This is a genomic window from Allomesorhizobium aridi (genome assembly GCF_043769475.1).
In the GTDB taxonomy this organism is placed as follows: domain Bacteria; phylum Pseudomonadota; class Alphaproteobacteria; order Rhizobiales; family Rhizobiaceae; genus Allomesorhizobium.
In genome coordinates, this window is sequence record NZ_CP171729.1 from 1,736,458 (window position 1) to 1,757,582 (window position 21,125).

General features: G+C 62.5%; 12 protein-coding genes, 2 tRNA genes and 5 pseudogenes. 13 read left to right on the forward strand and 6 right to left on the reverse strand.

The features are described 5' to 3' along the window. Positions 1 to 15: 15 nt before the first annotated feature. Positions 16 to 690, forward strand: a complete 675-nt coding sequence (locus ACG873_RS10530; RefSeq protein ID WP_394891666.1) for a L,D-transpeptidase — start codon at positions 16 to 18, stop codon at positions 688 to 690. Between the two features lie 76 nt (positions 691 to 766). Continuing rightward, positions 767 to 1,564, forward strand: a complete 798-nt coding sequence (locus tag ACG873_RS10535) for a tetratricopeptide repeat protein (protein ID WP_394891667.1) — start codon at positions 767 to 769, stop codon at positions 1,562 to 1,564. 625 nt (positions 1,565 to 2,189) lie between these two features. On the opposite strand, the gene ACG873_RS10540 is transcribed toward ACG873_RS10535, so the two are convergent. Further along, on the reverse strand, positions 2,190 to 3,002 hold the full coding sequence (locus ACG873_RS10540) for a class I SAM-dependent methyltransferase (RefSeq protein ID WP_394891668.1): 813 nt from the start codon (positions 3,000 to 3,002) through the stop codon (positions 2,190 to 2,192). A gap of 496 nt (positions 3,003 to 3,498) precedes the next feature. On the opposite strand from ACG873_RS10540, the pseudogene ACG873_RS10545 reads away from it, so the two are divergent. Next, positions 3,499 to 5,065: pseudogene (locus ACG873_RS10545) on the forward strand (serine hydrolase). Positions 5,066 to 5,467: 402 nt separating this feature from the next. On the opposite strand, the pseudogene ACG873_RS10550 reads toward ACG873_RS10545, so the two are convergent. After that, positions 5,468 to 6,817, reverse strand: a pseudogene (locus ACG873_RS10550) (transposase); the annotation flags it as partial. Between the two features lie 253 nt (positions 6,818 to 7,070). Continuing rightward, on the reverse strand, positions 7,071 to 8,414 hold the full coding sequence (locus tag ACG873_RS10555; protein WP_394891669.1) for a PQQ-dependent sugar dehydrogenase: 1,344 nt from the start codon (positions 8,412 to 8,414) through the stop codon (positions 7,071 to 7,073). A gap of 78 nt (positions 8,415 to 8,492) precedes the next feature. On the opposite strand from ACG873_RS10555, the gene ACG873_RS10560 reads away from it, so the two are divergent. From ACG873_RS10560 to ACG873_RS10575, 4 genes and pseudogenes are all read left to right on the forward strand, one after another. Next, a complete protein-coding gene (locus ACG873_RS10560) occupies positions 8,493 to 9,320 on the forward strand; it encodes a BtpA/SgcQ family protein (protein WP_394891670.1) in 828 nt (275 codons plus the stop codon). After that, positions 9,317 to 10,444, forward strand: a complete 1,128-nt coding sequence (locus tag ACG873_RS10565; RefSeq protein ID WP_394891671.1) for a M42 family metallopeptidase — start codon at positions 9,317 to 9,319, stop codon at positions 10,442 to 10,444. The genes ACG873_RS10560 and ACG873_RS10565 overlap by 4 nt, the downstream gene beginning before the upstream one ends. After that, entirely contained in the window at positions 10,441 to 11,934 is a 1,494-nt protein-coding gene (locus tag ACG873_RS10570; RefSeq protein WP_394891672.1) for an FGGY-family carbohydrate kinase, read from the forward strand. The genes ACG873_RS10565 and ACG873_RS10570 overlap by 4 nt, the downstream gene beginning before the upstream one ends. After that, positions 11,931 to 12,498, forward strand: a pseudogene (locus ACG873_RS10575) (SIS domain-containing protein). The gene ACG873_RS10570 and the pseudogene ACG873_RS10575 overlap by 4 nt, the downstream one beginning before the upstream one ends. 35 nt (positions 12,499 to 12,533) lie before the next feature. On the opposite strand, the pseudogene ACG873_RS10580 reads toward ACG873_RS10575, so the two are convergent. The 3 genes and pseudogenes from ACG873_RS10580 to ACG873_RS10590 form a co-directional block, all read right to left on the reverse strand. Further along, positions 12,534 to 13,029 (reverse strand): annotated as a pseudogene (locus tag ACG873_RS10580) (carbohydrate ABC transporter permease); the annotation flags it as partial. Positions 13,030 to 13,031: 2 nt separating this feature from the next. Continuing rightward, positions 13,032 to 13,160, reverse strand: a pseudogene (locus ACG873_RS10585) (6-phospho-3-hexuloisomerase); the annotation flags it as partial. 201 nt (positions 13,161 to 13,361) lie between these two features. Further along, positions 13,362 to 13,436 (reverse strand) — tRNA-Asn (locus ACG873_RS10590). A gap of 192 nt (positions 13,437 to 13,628) precedes the next feature. Between ACG873_RS10590 and ACG873_RS10595 the strand changes: the two genes are divergently transcribed. The 6 genes from ACG873_RS10595 to ACG873_RS10620 all read left to right on the forward strand — a co-directional run bounded on the left by ACG873_RS10595 (position 13,629) and on the right by ACG873_RS10620 (position 20,818). Further along, positions 13,629 to 13,874, forward strand: coding sequence for a PGPGW domain-containing protein (locus ACG873_RS10595; RefSeq protein ID WP_394893442.1), 246 nt, complete (start codon positions 13,629 to 13,631; stop codon positions 13,872 to 13,874). Positions 13,875 to 14,204: 330 nt separating this feature from the next. Continuing rightward, a tRNA-Cys gene (locus ACG873_RS10600) sits at positions 14,205 to 14,278 on the forward strand. Positions 14,279 to 14,366: 88 nt separating this feature from the next. Then, positions 14,367 to 15,041, forward strand: coding sequence for a protein-L-isoaspartate O-methyltransferase family protein (locus ACG873_RS10605; protein WP_394891673.1), 675 nt, complete (start codon positions 14,367 to 14,369; stop codon positions 15,039 to 15,041). A 182-nt stretch (positions 15,042 to 15,223) separates the two neighbouring features. Then, the gene (locus ACG873_RS10610) at positions 15,224 to 16,621 is read left to right on the forward strand and encodes a TolC family outer membrane protein (RefSeq protein ID WP_394891674.1); all 1,398 of its coding nucleotides are present in this window, start codon (positions 15,224 to 15,226) and stop codon (positions 16,619 to 16,621) included. A 340-nt stretch (positions 16,622 to 16,961) separates the two neighbouring features. Continuing rightward, positions 16,962 to 17,747, forward strand: a complete 786-nt coding sequence (locus ACG873_RS10615) for a DUF2497 domain-containing protein (RefSeq protein WP_394891675.1) — start codon at positions 16,962 to 16,964, stop codon at positions 17,745 to 17,747. Positions 17,748 to 18,034: 287 nt separating this feature from the next. Beyond that, positions 18,035 to 20,818: a valine--tRNA ligase gene (locus ACG873_RS10620; protein ID WP_394891676.1), complete on the forward strand. Its 2,784-nt coding sequence runs from the start codon at positions 18,035 to 18,037 to the stop codon at positions 20,816 to 20,818. Positions 20,819 to 21,125: the final 307 nt, after the last annotated feature.

The window sequence follows — 21,125 nt, forward strand, 5'->3', positions numbered from 1 at the left end:
CGGAAATTCGAAAAGATGGCGGATCGGGCTTCGTTCAATGCTTCAGGCCGGGTGTGCGGCTGGCTGGCCGGCGTGGCTCTGTTTTGTGCGACTATGTTTCTCGCCCAGGCGAATGCCGCCGCCGAGAACAGCGGCTACGACCCACGGACCTGGTCCTATGACGACGCGCGCAACATAGTGTTGGCGCCCTCGGACCTGGAGGACGATGCGGGTCCTGAGGAGCGGGTGGACTGGAATCCCATTCCGCGCACGATCGTGTCCTATGATGGTCCGGAAGCAGCGGGAACAATCCTCATCAGCACGTCGGAACGGCGCCTGCGTCTGGTCCTCGACGGGGGCAGGGCTCTTCAATATGCGGTCGGGGTCGGGCGTGAGGGATTCAGCTGGAGCGGCCGCGACCGCATCTCTGAGAAGAGAGAATGGCCCGACTGGCGTCCGCCTGCCGAGATGATAAAGCGCGAGGCAAGCAAGGGCAGGATCCTTCCCGCGAAGGTCGAGGGTGGGCCGGACAATCCGCTCGGCGCTCGCGCACTCTATATCGGGTCCACGCTCTACCGCATTCACGGCACCAACCAGCCTTGGACGATCGGCGAGGCGAATTCGTCAGGCTGCATCAGGCTTACCAATGAGGATGTTATCGATCTTTATCAACGGGTTCCAATCGGGGCTCAAGTCGTCGTGCAGCGTTGAGCTGCAGCTTGTCGAGTTTCACACCAGCCCGCTATTGTGAATGTCACATCCGGCCAGCGATCAGATGGAGCGACCAGTGCGGCTAGCCCTTTTTACGATCGTATGCGCCTTTGCGCTCGCCGGCTGTCAGACCACAGGCTCGACCACCAAGGATGCTGCCGCGGACACTGAAATTTCGCATGCCGACCGGCTGGTGAAGCTCGCCGGCGATATCGAGTCGCGAGGCGAGCACGACACTGCCATGGCGCTTTACGCACGCGCCGCGGCAATGCCAGAAGCGAGCGCTGCAGCCAACGTCAAAGCTGGCGATGCCTATCTTCGTTCCGGCTATGTGGAAGAGGCGATGTCCCAGTATAAAGCGGCGCTCGTCAAGTCGCCCAACAACGGTCAGGCGATGCTTGGCCTCGGCTCGGCGCTGATCGAATCGGGGGATCTGACTGCCGGTATGCGCGCGCTCAGCGAAGCGGCCCCCATCGTCAATACCAGCCGCGCCTATAACCGGCTCGGCGTGGCGCAGACCATGGCCGGTCTGACGCAGGAAGCGCAGAGCACCTTCACCACGGCGCTCAAGCTGGAGCCCGACGATCTCGACCTTCAGACCAACCTGGCGCTTGCGGCAGCGCTCGAGGGCAATGCTTCTGTCGCCTTGCCGATGGCGCAGCGCGTGGCTGCATCTGGCAAGGCGCAACTGAGGCACAAGAACAACATCGTCATCGTGTATGGCCTGCTTGGCCAGGACGATCAGGTGAAATCCGCCCCACCGACCGGCCTGTCGTCAAAGGAAATAGCCTCCCTGCTGGCAAGATGCAGAGAAATCCGAGCAAAGGGCAGCGTCAAGGCAAAAGCGGCTGCGCTGGGATCGATGACCGCCTGACCGGTGCTCCATCCTTATTTAGACCAGAGAAAGATGTGGTCGTTTAGAGATCAAGTGCACGCTAGTGATGAATGAAATCTGTCGCGGGCAACCGGACATAGCCGGCGACCACTCTGGAAGTCGCGGTTGGCGTTCATTGGGTCGGCTGGGTGAAATTAAAGCGCTGCAAATGGGACAAAAACATTGAAAGGCATTGGAACAGGTTTGAAAGCTGCGCGGTCCCACCGTTCCCTAACCAATTGATCTTGCTTGCTTTCCAGACATCCTCCGGGCCCACCAAAATCTTTCAATATCAACAACTTATGGCGAACTTCGCTCTGAAGTGGCCAATCGAGCTTCGCTATACCCGCAGCACTCAGTTTGAGTGTTCTCGCATGAACACGATCCAAGTGCAGGGGAGGGCGATCTTGTGCGTGTTGTCTATCTTCTAATCTTGCTCCTGTCGGGTAGCGTGCAGCCACACATAGCGCAGCTGTTTCAAGGCTGCAAAGGCCCTTGGTCCACGCGTGCCGCAAAAGGCGGTTACGGGTCAAACCTTCGCCTCCGCCAAGGTGAAGGTTGCGCCATTTCGCGACATTCCAGCCACGTCTCCAAAGGCGACATTCGTGCAGCGGCAGACGGCCTGCTAGGTGGTCGGGAGAGGTAATCTCCCCTTGATCCCCCAAGCCCTTGCTGCCAGCAAGATCTCTCCATCAGGCCCGATGGGAAGGCGGCTCTGAACCTCGATCCGCAGACGCTCACGCGCACTCTCGGAGAGGGAAGCGCAGTATTTCGGTGCTGAACCGGTTCCGCCGAGAATCGGTGTCCAGTAGTCATCGAAGCTGTCAAAGGCGGCCGGAATGTCGATGGCTTTAACCACTATGTCGGCGAGACCAGCTTGCTCGAACAGGCTCCGTAGCGGCGTCGGTCGGCAGATCGGTGCCTTCACGCCGTCGTCAAATTCGCGAGCAGACTGGTCCAACGCCGCCGCTGCGTCAAAGAACCTGCGCATGATCTGCATGTGACCGGCGTAGTCCCAAACGTAGAGGGCGATGATACCTCCTGGGCTGGAGACGCGCACCATTTCAGCAATCGCCGCATCCTTGTCGGGAACGAAGTTGAGAACGAGCCCCGAAACCACAGCGTCGGCACAGGTGTCTTGTAACGGGAGAGATTGCGCATCTCCCTGCTTGAAAGAGACGCGGGGGTCAGTCAATTCATGCCGCGCTGTTTCCAGGAACGTCGCGGAAGTATCGATTCCAACCACGGATGATGGTTGGCGGCTTTCAACAATCGCAGCTGTCAGGACCGCGGTGCCACAGCCTATGTCGACCCACCGGGCACCTGGCGGGACGTCGACCCAATCCAGGAATTGCGCCGCGACCTTACGACTCCATCGACCCATATAACGTTCGTAGGCATCGCTTGCGCCCCAAAGTCCTTTGCTTTCTGCCTGCATTATACGATCCACGATGCCAGTCGCGACAGGTCCATTCTGCATTAATCCTGCAGCAGTGTCACCGAATCCGGCGCACGAACCATCGTGTTGCATCCCTGAAGGGAAGAGGAGGGGCCGGCTTTTTGATATCGGTACTCTGGACGCCAGGAGTGGGTCATGCGCTGGTTGCGCTCAATGTCGATATCACATGGGTCGTTGGCGGCATCGCGTTAGCGCAACGTGCTGCGTTCCCGCTCTGGGGCGTCACCGGTATCAACTTTGCCGGACCTGTCGGCCGGACGGTCGATCACCTCCGACGACGGCTTTCGCGCGCCAACTCCACTGCTCCCGGAAAACGACAGCCCCCACATTCAAAAGGACGTGCATTTTACCGCGCGATCGCAACCATTGGTCGATGGCAGACCGAGCGTGAGCTTGTTTCCCTTGCCTTAGCCTGTACTCTAACCAGGTGTATGCAAGCCCGTTGCATGCGAGCGACACGGAGGAGGCTGGTAGCATGCGTTTGCTCGCGAATCGAATTGTTCGCGGCTGGCGGAGGTGGACCTTCGCCGCCGTCTTGGCGCTGGCGCCGAATGCGGCGGCTTCGGCCGACATCATCACAGCCGAACGAATTGCAGCGGCCCTGTCGAAGCTCGAATTGCTCGCCGAAGGCGCCGTCGCGGACGGTGCCGTACCGGGTCTCGCCATCGGCGTCGTGCACGGGGACGAGGTGGTTTATCTGAAGGGTTTTGGGCATCGCGAGGCCGGAAAGCCGGAAGCCGTCGACGCAGACACGGTGTTTCAGATCGCCTCGCTATCCAAGCCGGTCTCCGCCACCGTTGTGGCGGCGTTGGTAAGCGACGGGATCGTCTCTTGGGATTCTGAAGATTGCCGACCTCGATCCGGCCTTCCGGCTCGCCAATCCTTATCCGACGGGCGAAGTCACGGTTCGCGACCTCTTCGCGCATCGCAGCGGACTTCCCGGAACGGCCGGGGACGATCTCGAGGACATAGGCTACGACCGCGCAGAGATACTGCGTCGACTGAGGTTCGTCTCGCCGTCGTCGAGCTTTCGCGCCGGCTACTCCTACAGCAATTTCGGGCTGACCGAGGGCGCTGTCGCCGCCGCGAAGCCGACAGGCAAGCCGTGGGAGGAGGTCGCCGAGGAGAAGCTCTACCGCCCGCTTGGGATGGCCTCGACCAGTTCCCGTCACGCAGATTTCGTCAAGCACGCCAACCGCGCCGCCCTCCATGTCAAGATCGATGAAGCCTGGGCCGCGAAGATCGAGCGCGACCCGGACGCGCAGGCGCCCGCCGGCGGCATCAGCTCCACAGCGCGCGATCTCGCGCAGTGGATCCGCCTTGAACTCGGCAATGGCGTCTTTGGCGGCGAAACACTCATTGCAGCCGATGCGCTGGACCAAACGCATGTTCCGTTGATGGCTCGCGGCCGCAACCCCGTCACAGGCAGCGAATCTTTCTACGGTCTCGCCTGGAATGTCGAGTTCGGCCGCCACGGTTTGGCCTGGGGCCATGCGGGCGCCTTCAGCGTCGGCGCGCGCACCGTCGTGACGCTTTTCCCGAAGGAAGAACTTGGCATCGTCATACTCACCAACGCCTTTCCGACTGGAGTGCCGGAGGGACTGTCCGACAGCTTTGCCGACTTCGTCTTCGACGGAACGGTCGAGAAGGATTGGTTCAAACCATGGGACGCGGTTTTTGCCGGCCTGCTCGGCCAAGCAGTCGAGGCGGCCAAGGCCACCTATGCTGCACCGCCTTCGCCGTCGACGCCGGCCGGACCTGGCAGCGCCTATGCGGGGCGTTACATAAACGACTTCATCGGCGAAGCAATCGTGTCGAATGAAGGAGAGGCTCTTGTGCTCAAAGTCGGTCCCGATGGTGCGCGGTCGTATCCATTGCAGCATTTCGACCGTGACCTTTTCCTTGCCTTCCCCGATGCCGAGACGCCGGACAGGCCCTCGGCCGTAAGCTTCGTCATCGGTCCCGACGGAAAGGGAGCGGCCATGACCATAGAGTTTCTCGACGGAAATAATCTCGGCACGCTGCGGCGGGTGGGAGACTAGCCGCTCGATGCGGGCTTTGCCGGCTTGCTCTCAAATCAAGACGTTGGGCACTGCCGCGAGCCAGCATATCAACGTGGGCGTGATGGCGCTGCCGATGATCATCACGAAAGTGCAGATCGACGACATGGTGGCGATCCTGCGCGACGCGAGGGGATCTCGCGGACGAATCTGCGGCGCGAGGGGTTTGGCAAGGGTAACGGAGTGTTTGATTAACCGATTAGACGGCAGGCTGGACCCCAACTCACGTCGATGACCCAAAGACGACTTACGTCTGCCGAGACGTTGACGGCCGCTTTGCGCCCGATTGTGTTGAAGAAGTCGCTGATCGGAGCGAGTTGTTGGCCCGCTCGACGTGACCGATGGATGCCTTGCCCCCTCAGGCGGGGCCGGCAGAGGTGACATCGGGATCAGCTTGGCGATCTTGCGGAGGTTCTGGGCGGTGGCAGCGAGGAGGAACTCGTCTTTGGCACCGTTTGGACCTCGCAGGCGCAGGCGATCGAGCTTCAGGATGCGTTTGAGGTGCGCGAACAACATTTCGGCCTTCTTTCGTTGCCTTCGTGAAGTGAGGTAGGCGTCGGTCGTGGCGATATCGCGCGCCCTGTCGCGGGCGCCTTCATGGATTGATCGCATGATCTTGCGAGCCGGCATGTTGGGCGTGCAGCGCTGGCGTAGAGCGCAGTCGCTGCAGTCCTGCTGGCGCGCACGATACCGAATGAAGCCATCCTGATCGACATTGGACCGGGGGACGGTAAAGTTCCGGTTTCGAGGTCGCAGGCGCTTGCCGCCGGGACAGATATAGCTGTCATCCTTCTGGTCGAAGGTGAAGGCCGATCGCTCGAATGTTCCGTCGGTGCGGGCGGATTTGTCGAACACCGGGATGTGCGGCGCAATGCCCTTGTCCTCGACCAGCCAGGCTAGGTTGGCGGCATCGCCATAGCTGGCATCGGCAGCCAGCCGGTCGGGCCGCAGGCCGAACCGTGCCTGCGCGCGGTCGATCATCCTGCGCTGGGCAGTCACCTCGGCCTGGCGTACCGAGGTGGTCGCCTCGACGTCAACGATCACGGCATGTTCGAGGTCGATCAGATAGTTGGTGCTGTAAGCGAAGAAGGCGCGCTCGCGCGTCGCGGCGGTCCATCGCGAGGCAGGGTCGGCCACCGCCAGTTGCTTGGGTGTGACCGGCGTCGCGCCACCGAACGCGGCATCGTCGAGCACCGCCAGATACTCTCGCACGGCGTGGCTGACACGTTCTTGCGGCAGCTGCTCGTGACGATCGACGGCGTGCTGCCGGCTCACATCGGCCCGGACCAGGCTGGCGTCGACCGCGAAGCCTTCGCCGCCGACCAGCCCCTCGGCAATGCAACGCGCCACCGTCATCTCGAACAGCTCGCGCAGCAGATTGCTGTCGCGGAAGCGCCCGTGTCGGTTCTTGGAGAAGGTCGAGTGGTCGGGCACGTCGCCCTCGAGGCCAAGACGGCAGAACCAGCGATACGCCAGGTTCAGATGAACTTCCTCGCACAGACGCCGTTCGGAGCGGATGCCCATGCAATAGCCGATGATCAGCATCCGGATCATCAGCTCGGGATCAATCGAAGGCCGACCTGTCTCGCTATAGAAGGGGCGCAAGTGCTCGCGGATGTCCGACAGGTCCAAGAACCGGTCGATCGAGCGTAGCAGATGGTCCGCCGGCACGTGTCGATCCAGGTTGAAGCTGTAAAACAGCGTCTCCTGCGCCACCGTTCGCTCACCCATCATCGGCCGACTCTCCGGATGCTGGCAATGAGTGAATCAGTTGATCGACGCTACTTCAAGACTGAGTTTTTCAACACAATCCGCCTCAAGTCGGCCGTTGAGGGCGCCTTTGCCACTGCCCAATGCAGACATCGCCGATAGCGTAGTTGTTGGTCGAGGTTGCGCCATTTCCAGCTATTTTGTGGCGGCTTCATCGAAGCGAACCTCACGTTTGCGCGGGATCTCGGTCTTGGATGCGCGGCTACGGGCGAAATTGTCAGCCAGGATTTAGAACGGCTGCGTTTGCGCGTTTAGCGATTCCCGGCTCACCAGTCACGCGCCAGATCACGTCACCCACATCGTCCGCCACCAACAGCGAGCCGTCCGGGCCAATGGCAACGCCCACGGGTCGTCCGTAGGAGGCCCGCTCATCCGGAGAAAGAAAGCCAGTCAGAATGTCGCGAGCCGGCCCGGATGGGCGTCCATTCGTGAAAGGCACGAAGACGACCTTGTAGCCGCTCAGCTTGCTGCGATTCCAGGAACCGTGTTGTCCGATGACCATGCCGTCTGGAAAGCCGGGCAGCTTGCCGGCTGGAAGCCAGCAGAGGCCGAGTGAGGCGGTGTGGCCTCCCAGAGCGAAATCAGGCGTTATCGCCTTTGCGACCATGGCCGGGTCCTGCGGCACCCGGTCGTCGACGATCCTGTCCCAATAGCAGTAGGGCCAACCGTAGAAGCCGCCGTCGCGCACTGAAGTCAGGTAGTCGGGAGGCGTTTCGTCGCCCAACCCGTCGCGCTCGTTGACCACCGTCCAGAGAGCCCCCGTCGTCGGCTCCCATGCCATGCCGACAGGGTTGCGCAGCCCGGACGCGAAGATGCGGCTCCTGCCGCTCTCGATATCGAGTTCGTGTATGGCGGCGCGGCCTTCCTCCGCCGCCATCCCGCTGTCGCCGATATTGCTGAGCGAGCCGACGCCGATATAAAGCTTCCGTCCGTCGGGGCTTGCAAGCAGGCTTCGCGTCCAATGCCCGCCAGGCTTCAGGCCAATCAGTTTTCGCCCGGTTGCGCTTATGCGAGTGTCTCCGACCGCGTAAGGGAATGCCGTCACGCCGTCGGTGTTGCCGACATAAAAGGTATCGCCCAGCAGCGTCATGCCAAACGGCTGGTTCAGCCCATCGAGGAATACTTCGCGGATTTCGGCCACTCCGTCGTCATCGGCATCACGCAACAGCGTAATCCGGTTCGGGCTGTATCCGACCGCGGCGGCGCGCTTCATCGTGCTGAACATGGCGTAGTCGAAAGCGGATCTGATGCCTCCCGGCACGCTCAGAGCCTCGGCCGTGAGCACGTCGCCGTTCGGCAACACATGGATCCAGCGCGGATGTTTCATGCCGGTTGAAAAGGCGTTCACGTGAAGTCCCTCCGCAGCAACCGGCGTTTGCCCCCGCGTCCATCCTCTTGCGGTCGGCATCTTGAGAGTTGGAATGCCCTGCGGCTTTGCTGCCGGTATTTTCGGCGCGCTGCCAAAAGCCTGTTCCTGCGAACCTTCGCCCCGGTGCCGCAAAAGGATCGCTACCGCGCCGATCAGCGCGACTATTCGAGCGAAGATGCCGGAAGCGCTCATTGCATTTCCCTATCTGGGTTGGCGGAAGTTGCGAACCATTGGACATGGATTCCAGCGGTTGCTAGCATCAAAGAAAGCATGTGGGGAGGGCCAGTGACGCAAAAGTTCAGGCGGGTTTTCGGCGCGGGCAAGCCGGTGATTGGCATGGTGCATTTCGGCGCACTGCCTGGCTCACCGCTGTACGACGTCGAGCGCGGGGTCGACGGTCTTGTCGAAGGCACCGGCAAGGATATCGAAGCTCTTCAAAAAGCCGGCTTCGATGCAATCATGTTCGGCAACGAGAACGACCGGCCGTACGAATTCGACGTCGATGCCGCTTCAACAGCGACAATGGCCTATGCCATCGGCCGGGTGCGCGACAGGATAAGCGTTCCGTTCGGCGTGAATGTACTGTGGGACCCCATGTCTTCCATCGCGCTTGCGACAGCGACCGGAGCCGCCTTCGTGCGCGAGATATTCACCGGCACTTATGCCTCCGACATGGGGTTGTGGACCCCGGACGCCGGGAAGGCGATGCGGTATCGCGACAGGCTGCACAGGCAGGATCTTGCATTGCTCTACAATGTGTCAGCCGAATTCGCCCATTCGCTCGACCAGCGCAGCCTGCCCGACCGGGCGCGCAGCGCGGTGTTTTCGAGCATTCCGGACGCCATCCTTGTCTCGGGCCAAATCACGGGCGAGGCGGCGGCATTGAACGACCTCGAGGCGGTGAAGAAGGTGCTGCCGCAAACGCCGGTTCTCGCCAACACCGGTGTCAAGCACGCAACTGTTGCGGATGTGCTGAAGATCGCCGACGGCTGCATCGTCGGCTCATCGCTCAAATTTGACGGCAACACCTGGAACCCGATTGATCCGGACCGTGCGACCGAATTCATGCGCCTGGCGCGCGCGGCGCGCGGCGCATGATGGCAGACCAACGTCCCGAAGAGGCTAAGGCGCGTCTGAAGGCGCTTCTTTGCGACCTCATGCTCATCCCCGGCCTGTCCGGCCATGAAGGAAGGATTCGCCGCCACATCGCAGGCCTGCTGAAAGCCCTCGGCCTGTCGACGCGAACCGACCGGCTGGGAAATTTGATAGCGACGTCAGAGGGTGACCACGGCGCGCCGTCGGTGATGCTGTTTACGCACATGGATCAACTCGGCCTTGTCGTGCGCAAGATCGAAGCCGATGGCTTCATCCGGGTCGAGCGGCTTGGCGGGGTTCCTGAGCGCGCGCTGCCCTCGCAGGAAGTGTTGATCTGCGTCGGTGAGGGGCGCGACAGACCAGGCGTCATCGCCAACAAGAGCCACCATGCGACCACGCCCGAGGAGAAATACAAGGTCGTCCCGTACCAGGACCTCTACATAGACGCCGGCTTTGCCGGTAGGGACGAGGTGCTCGCCGCCGGCATCGACATAGGTTCCCCGGTTGTCTATCGGCCGCATTGGGTCGAACTCTCGCAGGATCGCATCGCCGGCACCTCGGTCGACGACCGAGCCGGCTGCGCGGTCATCGTCGAAGCCGCGAGACAGCTTATGGCGCGACCCAAACGGCCCACGGTGCATTTCGTCTTCTCGGTGCAAGAGGAATTCAACCTGCGCGGCGCGCTGACGGCGGCGCAGGCGCTGCAGCCGGACATCGCCATCCAGATCGACCTGCTGCTAGCCACCGACACGCCGGACATGGCTTATCGCGGCGACGTCAAACTGGGCGGCGGGCCGGTGATGAGCCTTTATTCCTTCCACGGCCGCGGCACGCTGAACGGCACGATCCCGCATCCGGCGCTGGTGTCGCTGTTCGACGGCGCCAGCCGGCATATCGACATTCCGCTGCAGAGAAGTGCACACACCGGGGCGCTGACGGACTCATCCTATGTGCAGCTTGTCGGCCAAGGCGTCGCCTCCATCGATCTCGGCTTTCCCATGCGCTACTCGCATTCCTCGCTCGAGGTCTGCGACCTTGGCGACCTAGAAGGCCTGACGACGCTGCTGGTCGAAGGCATCGCGTCGATCGACAAGCGCTTCAGCCTCGATCGCGACGACTACGAATGAATTATTATCTCGGCATCGACATCGGGACGTTCAGATCGAAAGGCGTCATCGTCGACACGTCGGGCCACGTCGTCGCCAGCGCGTCGAAGCCGCACCGGATGCTGGTGCCGCAGTCCGGGTGGGCCGAGCACCGGCCGAAGCAGGATTGGTGGGGCGACTTCACAACCATCTGCAAGAAAATGCTCGCCGACAGCGGGATCGCTCCAAATTCCATTCGCGCCGTTGGTGCGAGCGCCATCGGGCCATGTATGCTGCCGGTGGACGACGATGGCGAGGCGCTCTCGAATGCGGTGCTCTATGGTGTCGATACGCGCGCGTCAAAGGAGATCGACGAACTCAACGCCGCCATCGGGCCGGACCGCATTCTCGAACGCTGCGGCAACGCGCTGACCTCGCAATCGGTCGGGCCGAAGATCCTGTGGCTGAAGAAGAACCGGCCGGAGGTCTTCCGCAAGGCAGCGAAGATCGTCACCTCCACTACCTATCTGGTTCAGAAGTTGACTGGCGAATGCGTGATCGACCACTATTCGGCCGCCAATTTCTCGCCGATCTACGTCGTCGAAAAGCAGGGATGGAGCACCGAACTCGCGCCGGACATTATCGATATCGAGCGGCTGCCGAACATCATGTGGACGACCGCGGTCGCCGGCCATGTGACCACGAGGGCGGCGCGCGCCACCGGGCTGGCGCAAGGCACGCCGGTGATCGCAGGCACCATCGACGCGGCTGCCGAGGCGCTGAGTGTCGGGGTCGTCCGGCAGGGCGACACGATGGTGATGTACGGGTCGACCGTCTTTACGATCATGCTGTCGAAGAACCGTATCGAGGATCCACGGCTGTGGTACGCGCCATGGCTCTTTCCCGGCGGGCATGCGTCGATGGCGGGACTGGCGACCAGCGGTACGCTAACGCACTGGTTTCGCGACCAGGCCGCACGTGACCTCGATCCCGACGAGGCCTTCGCAAACCTCTCCCGGGAGGCGGAAGCCTCGCCGCCCGGCGCGAACGGCCTTGTCATGCTGCCTTATTTTTCGGGAGAGCGGACGCCAATCCACGACCCCGACGCCAAGGGGATGATCTTCGGCCTCAATCTTACGCACCGGCGCGGCGACCTCTATCGGGCCTTGCTTGAAGGCATCGCCTGCGGCACCAATCACATCATCGAGACGTATCGCGACATCGGCCACATGCCGGGTTCGCTGATTGCCGTCGGCGGCGGCACCAGGAACCGTGTCTGGTCGCAGGCGGTGTCCGACATTTCGGGCATGGCCCAGACAGTTTGCCAAAATTCGGTCGGCGCGAGCTATGGTGATGCGTTCCTCGCCGCCCTCGGCGTCGGCGATGTCAGTAAACGGGATATTCTCACCTGGAATCCCGAGGAGCGCCGGATCAAGCCCGACCGGAAGAACCGTCCGGTCTATGAGCGGCGCTACAAAGTCTTCCGGCAGCTCTACGAGCGAACCCGGGATCTGATGGCGGAGCTGCCATGACAGAGGCGCAAAATAATCCGTTCGAGATCGCTCTTGACGAACTCAGCGCGGTCCTTGGCCGGGTGGACGCGGCCGCCATCGACCGGGCCTGTTATATGCTCGCGGACGCACCGCAAATCGTCGTTTACGGCTGCGGTCGGGAAGCCTTGCAGGTCAAGGGATTTGCCATGCGGCTTTTTCCATCTCGGCCTGCCGGTTTCGGTGGTTGGCGACATGACTACGCCGGCACTCGGACCGGGGGACGTGTGTCTGGCGAGTTCGGGGCCGGGTGAAACAGCGACCGTGCTGACCCTGATGCGGGTCGCCCGCGAAGCAGGGGCGACCAATCTCTTATTGACTGCGCAAGCCGGCGGGAGCGCGGCGGCGCTTGCTGACTTCACCCTGCTCATTCCGGCGCAGACCATGGCCGACGATCAGGCGTCGCAAAAGCGCTCGCTTCTGCCGATGGGATCGATCTTCGAAGGCGCGCTGTTCCTACTCTTCGAGGTAATGGTGCTGAACCTCAAGGAGATGCTCGGCGTATCGCCAGACGCCATGCGCGCCCGGCACACGAATATGGAATAGCTGGGCGCCCCGCGGCGACTTCACGGCCCCGGCTACTACTTCACTGCCCCTGCCGTCATGCCCTTGATCAGATAGCGGCTCGAGCACCACGCCGATGATGATGAGAGGCAGGATCGCGGCGAAGGACAGCGCGGCCATCGACCACCAGTTGATGCCCTGGCTGCCGGTCTGGGAAGCAACCATGACAGGCAACGTGTTGGCGTGCGTCGAGGTCAGCAGGGCGGCGAAGAAATATTCGTTCCAGGTCAGCACGAGGCTGAGGATGAAGGCTGCGATCATGCCGGGGAGCGCGATCGGCAGGATGACGCTGAAGAACGCCCCCCAGATCGAAAGGCCGTCGACCAGCGCCGCCTCCTCAAGCTCCGTCGGGATCGATTCGAACTGGTCCCGCATGATCCAGATGACGATCGGCAAGACCGTCAGTGTGTAGAGAAGGATCAGGCCGATACGCGTGTCGATCAGGGCAAGCTGCTTGTAGAGAACGAGGAAGGGCAGGGCGAGAACGACCGGCGGCAGAATAAGTTGCGAGAGGAGGTGAAGTCGGCAAGCCTTGCGGCGCTGCTCTCGCCCTGCGCGGTCAGCAGCAGCACGGCCGCACCCGCATCGCGGGCGACTTGCATCAAAATGAGCACGGTCGAGGTCTCACCCGGGCCGCCGGGTGCAGGTCTTTTTACGATGTTGCCACCGACTCTACGATGAGAGCTTTGCAGGCCTAGGCGAGGGGAGGGCGCTACGCTAGCTTACAACTGACTTCGATCGGCATCTCTGCTGTTTGCGAGCCATTCCAGCAGAATGAATCGGATCGAAGGTAGGGAAAATTGACCGTCGGCGCGCAATTTCGCGCCCTGGCGTAGAAAGGGCGGTGGCTCCCCGGGCCGGATTCGAACCAGCGACCAACCGGTTAACAGCCGGTTGCTCTACCACTGAGCTACCGGGGAACAGAGGCTCGCGTGAACGAGGGAGCCTATAGCAAACCAATTTCGGCTTTGCAAAGCGCCATTCGCTATTTTTCCTGCGAATTTAGCCCAACCCTGTGGCATTGGAGCGCAAGCGTCATCATATCATGGCGGCGGGGACGCAGGACACCGTGCCGAGACAACCGCCAGCACACACCGACCGGGAGAGCCGAGATAAGCAGCCATCGTCACAGGATACCGCTCTTCGGACGCCATCTGGCGATGCCGCAATCGCGCATGCTTCGCATCGCGATCGGCGTACTGCTGGTCGTCTTCGGCATTCTCGGATTCCTGCCGGTGCTCGGCTTCTGGATGGTTCCGCTCGGCGTCCTCGTCCTGTCTTACGAGTTCGCCGCAGTCCGGCGGTTCCGGCGCCGCAGCGTCGTCTGGTGGGAACGCCGCAAACGGACGCCGGACTAACGCGTGACTCCCGAGAGCCGGAACCGGCTTTCGGGAAGCGCAGATTCAAGACTTGCAGTGTCCATTGCGCGCCCGAAGGGGCGCGCATCCCGCTCTAGTCGCTCCCCTCGATGCGGGTTCCTGTTTCCTGCCCGTCACCCCGACGGCAGATACGTTGGGCAGGCGCGCAAGGAGCGCTCGGCGCTTGCGGCTGGCAATAAAAAATAGCCACCGGCTGTCGCCAACGGCAAATCATGCCGTTCCAGCCCATATTTTTTAATCACCAAAGCCGCTTGTCGCCCCGAATACCCTCTGTTAACAGAGCCAATCGTAGAACGCCGGCAGCGGCGAGGCCTCGTGGCGGAGTGGTTACGCAGAGGACTGCAAATCCTTGCACCCCGGTTCGATTCCGGGCGAGGCCTCCATCCTGCCACGCCTTTCCTCGCGGGAGGCTGTCCGTTCTACCCGGAATGAAAACGCGTTTCGAATGCGCTGACAGCGGGTCGTTTGGACATGAATACTGACTACTCCGAACAGCGCGTGAAAATGGTCGACGGTCAGATCCGCACGACCGACGTGACCAAACTGGCGCTGCTCGACGCAATGCTGACCGTGCCCCGCGAGGCGTTCGTCAGCGCGAACCGGCGCAGCCTGGCCTATATCGACGAAGATCTCCTGATCGCGGCGCCCGACGGCGACCGCGGCGCGCGCTATCTCATGGAGCCGTCGCCCTTTGCCAAACTGGTGCAACTTGCGGACGTGAAGCCTTCCGATTTCGTTCTCGATGTCGGCTGCGGCACCGGCTACTGCTCGGCCGTGCTGTCCAGACTGGCCAGTTCCGTCATCGCGCTCGAAAGCGATCCGACACTCGCCGAATTCGCCACCGACGCGCTCGCCGAACTCGGCTACGACAACGCCGTCGTCGTGCAGGGCCCGCTGCGGGAAGGTTATGCCTCCGAAGCGCCCTACGACGTGATTTTTGTCGGCGGCTCGGTAGAGGAGGTGCCACAGACGTTTTTCGATCAATTGAAGGAGGGTGGAAGGCTCGTGGTCGTGGTCGGCCAGGGCAATGCGGGGGTGGCGCGTCTCTATTTGAAAACCGCGGGCGAGGTCAGTGGACGCAGCGCCTTCAATGCGGCAATTAAGCCACTGCCTGGATTCGAACGCGTCCGCACTTTCGAATTCTGATCCGATACTTATTGTCTTGCGGTTGTCGCATCGCCATGTTGGCTTGGGTTTGGACCATTGTTGCCGAATTTTCGCAACCGGGGACGGAAGCGAAGACAGAGAGCATGAAACGTCACGGCCGACGGCCGCCACAAGCGGCGAGACCGCGCGGTTTCTGTTGAAATGAATGAGGGGTTCTACTCGTGTCTGTACGCCAGGGTATTCTTGCCGCGATCTTCTTTTCAACGACCGCGCTTTCTCCACTCACAGCATCCGCCGAAACCATCTTCGGCGCGCTCACCAAGGCCTACCAGCTCAATTCGACTCTCAATTCGGCACGCGCCGGCGTCCGGGTGACCGACGAGGGCGTGGCGATTGCAAAATCCGGCTATCGGCCGACGATAAACGGGGTGTCGAGCATCAATTACGCCTCGCAGTCGGGCACAAGGCTCACCACGGGTTCCTTCGGCGTCGAAATACGTCAAACGCTGTTCGACGGTTTCCAGACCAAGAACAATGTCGCCGCGGCCGAATCGCGCGTCTTCGCTTCCAATGAAAGCCTGCGCAACACCGAGCAGAACATCCTGTTCAATGCGGCCAGCGCCTATATGGATGTGATTCGCGACCGTCAGGTGGCGGTGCTCCTGGAGCGTAATCTGGAGTTCCTGTCGGAGCAGGCGCGCGCTGCGCGCTCGCGTTTCGAGGTCGGCGAGGGCACCCGCACCGACGTGGCCCAGGCCGACGCCAGCCGTTCGGCCGCCGTGGCGCGGGTCGCCGCGGCGCGGGCGCAGGCGCAGTCGAGCGCCGCTATCTACCGCCAGATCGTCGGCGAGGAACCGGGCCAGTTGCAGGCCGCGTCGCCGCTGGCCAAGCTTCTTCCCGCAAGTCTCGATCAGGCGGTCGGCGTCGCTTCAAGCCGGCATCCGGCCATCATGGCGACAGAGCATCTGGTCGATGCGGCGGGCTTTACCGTAAAATCGGCCGAGGGCCAGTTGCTGCCCCAGATTTCAGCGCAGGCTGGTCTTGCGCGGACCTACACCGAGCGGCACGCGGTGGAGCAGAGTATACTTCCCGGCGTTGGCGGCGGTCCCTCCGTTACCGAGGAATGGGGAAACAACGCCAGCATCGGCGCGACGCTGACGGTGCCGATCTACCAGGGCGGCAGGACCTCGGCGCAGGTGCGCCAGTCGAAGGAATCGCTCGGCCAGGCGCGCATCGAGGTGGATGTGCAGCGCGACCAGGTGCGGGCGGCGGTGACGTCGGCGTGGACGCAATACGTCGCCGCGCAGGAAACGCTTGCCGCGACGCGCGAAGCCGTAACGGCGGCCGAACTCGCGCTCAGCGGCGTCATCGAAGAGCGCAATGTCGGCCAGCGCACTACGCTCGACGTGCTCGACTCGCAGGCCGATGTCATCGACGCCCAGATCGCAGTCGCCAATTCCGAACGCGATCTGGTGGTGGCGAGCTACGCCATCCTGTCGGGCGCCGGTGACCTTTCCGTCCGCCGGCTCGGGCTCAACGTCGCCGAATACAAGCCCGAAGAGCACTATAAGGCCGTCAAGGACAAGTGGTTCGGCCTCAGGACGCCCGACGGCCGCTGATCCGCGCCGCCGCTTCGGTATCCCTCCGGCTTAAGGCCGCATCTCCAGGCTTCTGCTCCAGGTGTTGGGCTGAGCCGGAATCGAAAATGGGCGTGACCACTCTGGTGGATTCGAGAACCGGAACGGTGCGGCTGCGCGAGTGCCGGAAGCGCACAAACCCCCGCCATTTGGATGCCGGCATCGCCGGAATCTCAGCACAGCTAATCTGTTGAAATCCCGGAAGTCCCGTTTTGGGGGATTCTCGTATGCCTCTGCGTCCGCTACGCTCGAACCCATGATTCGTTTCGGTCGTTCGGTGGCCGGGACATGGTAACTGGTCACAAGGGCGGCGGATGTGACGATGGCACATGCAGGCAGCGCACAGCGCGAACCTTCGATGGAAGAGATACTCGCTTCCATCCGCAGGATAATCGAAGACAGCGATACCGGCCGAAAGCCGCATGAGGAGGCTGAGGCCGGCCAGGCCGAACATGAGGCCTCAAGCGGCGGTTCCGCCTACGAGCCGGCGCGGCGCGATGTTGCGCCCGCGCGAGGCGAGGGCGCCGTCATCGAGGTCGACGCTTTCCGCGCCGAGTTGCGCGCCCCGACGCCGGAACCCAGGAAGCCAGTGACGCTGGCCGAAGTGCAGGCGCAGATCGCCGCTGACGCGCGCAAGCGCGCCGGCGAGAGCATGCCCGCCGCCGCGGAGCCTGCGGAGCCCGTCCGCAAAAGTCCACCCGAACCGGATGCGGTGGCGCGACGGGAATGGACACCCCCATCACCGTCCGCGAGCCCGGTCGTCGCCGAATCCGAAGGCGGCGCCATGGCAGCCGCGCCGTCCGACGAGGTAGAATCCGAGCAGGTTTCCCCCGCGGTCGCCGAGGAAGCCGGAAAAGCCGTTGCAGCGGCCGCAGAGAACGGTGTCGCCAGGTCCGCCATCATTTCCGAGCAGGCAAGCCGCCAGGTCGCCGCTGCCTTCGGAGAACTGTCGGAAGCCTTCTCCGCGCGCAGCAAGAAGACCTTCGACGAGATGGCGGAGGAGATGATGCGCCCCATGCTGCAGGACTGGCTCGACAACAATCTGCCGACGCTGGTCGAGCGGCTGGTTCGCGAGGAAATCGAGCGCGTCGCTCGCGGGGCAGGCTGACGATCCTTGGCGAAGCTCGTTCAGGCCAGCTTGATGTAGGTCTGCGGGAAGTCGTTGCCCTTGCAGAGCAGAGGCACATCCAGGATCTTGGCGCACGCATAACTAAAACAATCGCCGAAATTGAGCGCCGCGCTATGGCGGCCTTTGCCAGATGAGACGCGCGCAAAGCCTCGCGCCCGATACGAGCGCTTAGGTGACGGCGCAACCGCACTAACCGTTTGACTCGGCCAAGCCCTTCCGATTTACACCGGACCGACTAGATTTCCGGATAACGCGGACCGTTTCCCATGCTTGAGAAGACCTACGACGCCAGCACCGTCGAGCCCAAGATCGCCAGGCGCTGGGCGGAGGCCGATGCCTTTGCCGCCGGTGCGGGCGCCGAGCCGGAGGCGGAGCCGTTCACCATCGTCATCCCTCCGCCCAACGTTACCGGCTCGCTGCATATGGGCCACGCGCTCAACAACACATTGCAGGATATTCTGGTGCGCTTCGAGCGCATGCGAGGCAAGAACGTGCTCTGGCAGCCCGGCATGGACCACGCAGGCATCGCCACGCAGATGGTGGTCGAGCGGCAGCTGATGGAGCGCCAGATCCATCGCCGTGAGCTGGGTCGGGAGCAGTTCGTCGACAAGGTGTGGGAGTGGAAGGCCGAATCCGGCGGCGCGATCGTCAACCAGCTGAAACGGCTCGGCGCGTCCTGCGACTGGTCGCGCGAGCGCTTCACCATGGATGAAGGCCTGTCCAGGGCGGTCATCGAGGTCTTCGTGACGCTCTACAAGGAAGGCCTGATCTACAAGGACAAGCGCCTTGTGAACTGGGATCCGAAGCTCCTGACCGCGATTTCCGACCTTGAGGTCGAGCAGGTCGAGATCAACGGCAACCTCTGGCATTTCCGCTATCCCGTGGAAGGCGTGGCCTACGATCCCGAGGATCCGGCGACCTATATCGTGGTGGCGACGACACGGCCCGAAACGATGCTCGGCGATACTGCCGTCGCGGTTCATCCGGACGACGAGCGTTATCGCCATCTCGTCGGCAAGAAGGTTCGACTGCCGATCGTCGGCCGCGACATTCCTGTCGTCGCCGACGAATATTCCGATCCCGAAAAGGGCAGCGGCGCGGTCAAGATCACGCCCGCGCACGATTTCAACGATTTCGAGGTCGGCAAGCGCCACCGGCTGCGGGCGATCAACATCTTCACCCCCGAAGCGAGGATAAACCTCAAGGATAACGAGGATTTTCTCGAGGGTGTCGATGTAAATCCTCTGCGCCAGGGCGTGTGGGACCAGCTTCACGGGCTCGACCGGTTCGAGGCTCGCAAGCTTGTGGTCAGAGTCATGGAGGAAGGCGGCTTCCTCGACAAGGTCGAGCCGCACCGCCACGCCGTGCCGCATGGCGACCGCGGCGGCGTTCCGATAGAGCCGTTCCTGACGGACCAGTGGTATGTCAACGCCGAGGAACTGGCCCGGCCGGCAATCGCGTCGGTGCGCGAGGGCCGCACCAATTTCGTCCCAAAGAACTGGGAAAAAACCTATTTCGACTGGATGGAGAACATCCAACCCTGGTGCATCTCGCGCCAACTCTGGTGGGGCCACCAGATTCCGGCCTGGTACGGTCCGGACGGCGCGGTGTTCGTCGAGCGCACCGAGGAGGAGGCGCTCCACGCCGCCATCCAGCACTACATCGCCCATGAGGGGCCGATGAAGGCGGTCGTCGAGGACCTGCTGGAGAATTTCAAGCCCGGCGAAATCCTGACCCGCGATGAGGACGTGCTCGACACCTGGTTCTCCTCCGCACTGTGGCCGTTCTCGACGCTAGGTTGGCCGGACGAGACGCCGGAGCTGAAGACCTATTACCAGACGGATGTGCTGGTCACCGGTTTCGACATCATCTTCTTCTGGGTCGCCCGGATGATGATGATGGGTTTGCACTTCATGGACGAGGAGCCGTTCCACACGGTCTACGTGCACGCGCTGGTGCGCGACAAGAACGGCGCCAAGATGTCGAAGTCGAAAGGCAACGTCATCGACCCGCTGGGCCTGATCGACGAATACGGCGCCGACGCGCTGCGCTTCACGCTGGCCAGCATGGCGGCGCAGGGCAGGGACGTGAAGCTCGATCCGGCCCGCATCGCCGGCTATCGCAATTTCGGGACAAAGCTCTGGAACGCGACGCGCTTCGCCGAGATGAACGGCGTCGCCCGCAACGACGCGCTCTGGCTCGGCGACGCTAAGCTGACCATCAACCGCTGGATCCTGACGGAGCTGACGCGCGCGACCCACGAGATCACCGAAGGCATCGAGACCTTCCGCTTCAACGAGGCCGCGAATGCCGCCTACCGCTTCGTCTGGAACCTCTTCTGCGACTGGTATCTGGAACTTTTGAAGCCGGTGTTCATGGGTGAGGACGCGGCGGCCAAAGCCGAAAGCCAGGCGGTCGCCGCCTTCGTGCTCGACGAAATCTACAAGCTGCTCCACCCGATGATGCCGTTCATCACGGAAGAACTCTGGGCCCATACGGCGGGCGAGGGGCAGGAGCGGCAGTCGCTCATCTGCCACGCACGCTGGCCCGACCCCGATTTCGAGGACGCCGAGGCGGCTGCGGAGATCAACTGGCTGGTGGAACTCGTGTCGGGCATACGCTCGGTGCGTTCAGAAATGAACGTGCCGCCGGCAGCGATTGCGCCGCTGGTCGTCATCGGCGCGAGCGATCTCACGCGCGCCAGGCTCGAACGCCACGATTCGGCGGTCAAGCGGCTGGCCAGGATAGGTGCGGTGACGCATGCGGACGCTGCGCCGGCGGCTTCCGCGCAGATCGTTCTGGGCGAGGCGACCGTTTGCCTGCCGCTCGGCAGCCTGATCGATCTCGAGGCGGAGGCGGCCAGGCTGCAGAAGGAACTCGCCAGGGTCACCGAGGAAGTCGCGCGCATCCACAAAAAGCTTTCGAACGAGAAATTCGTCGCCAACGCCGCACCCGAAGTGGTGGCCGCGGAGCGCGAAAAGCTCGCCGAATACCAGGAGGCGCAGGAGCGGCTGAACGTGGCGCTAGCGCGCGTTCGCGGCGACGCTTGACCGGCTTTCGCGGCTGATTCTGGTGATGCCGAAACCGCCGTTTTGGTTCGAGAAATGGCGTGACGTTGCGTAACCTTAGGTTGTCCAAATATTTTCCGCCCCATTGTTGCCGTAATGTAACAAAGTCGGCGGATTGGGCCGAAAATAAGCGATTTCGGCCGGTTTTTCCGGGCAATGCCATGTTTTTGGTATGACGGGCAGCAAAAATCGGTTGTTTTGCGGCATTTTCGAGCCTGGTCCGCGCCCGTATCGGGCCGTCCGGAGCCTGCCGAGCGCGCGCGTGCAAAAACAGTGTTGCACCCTTTTT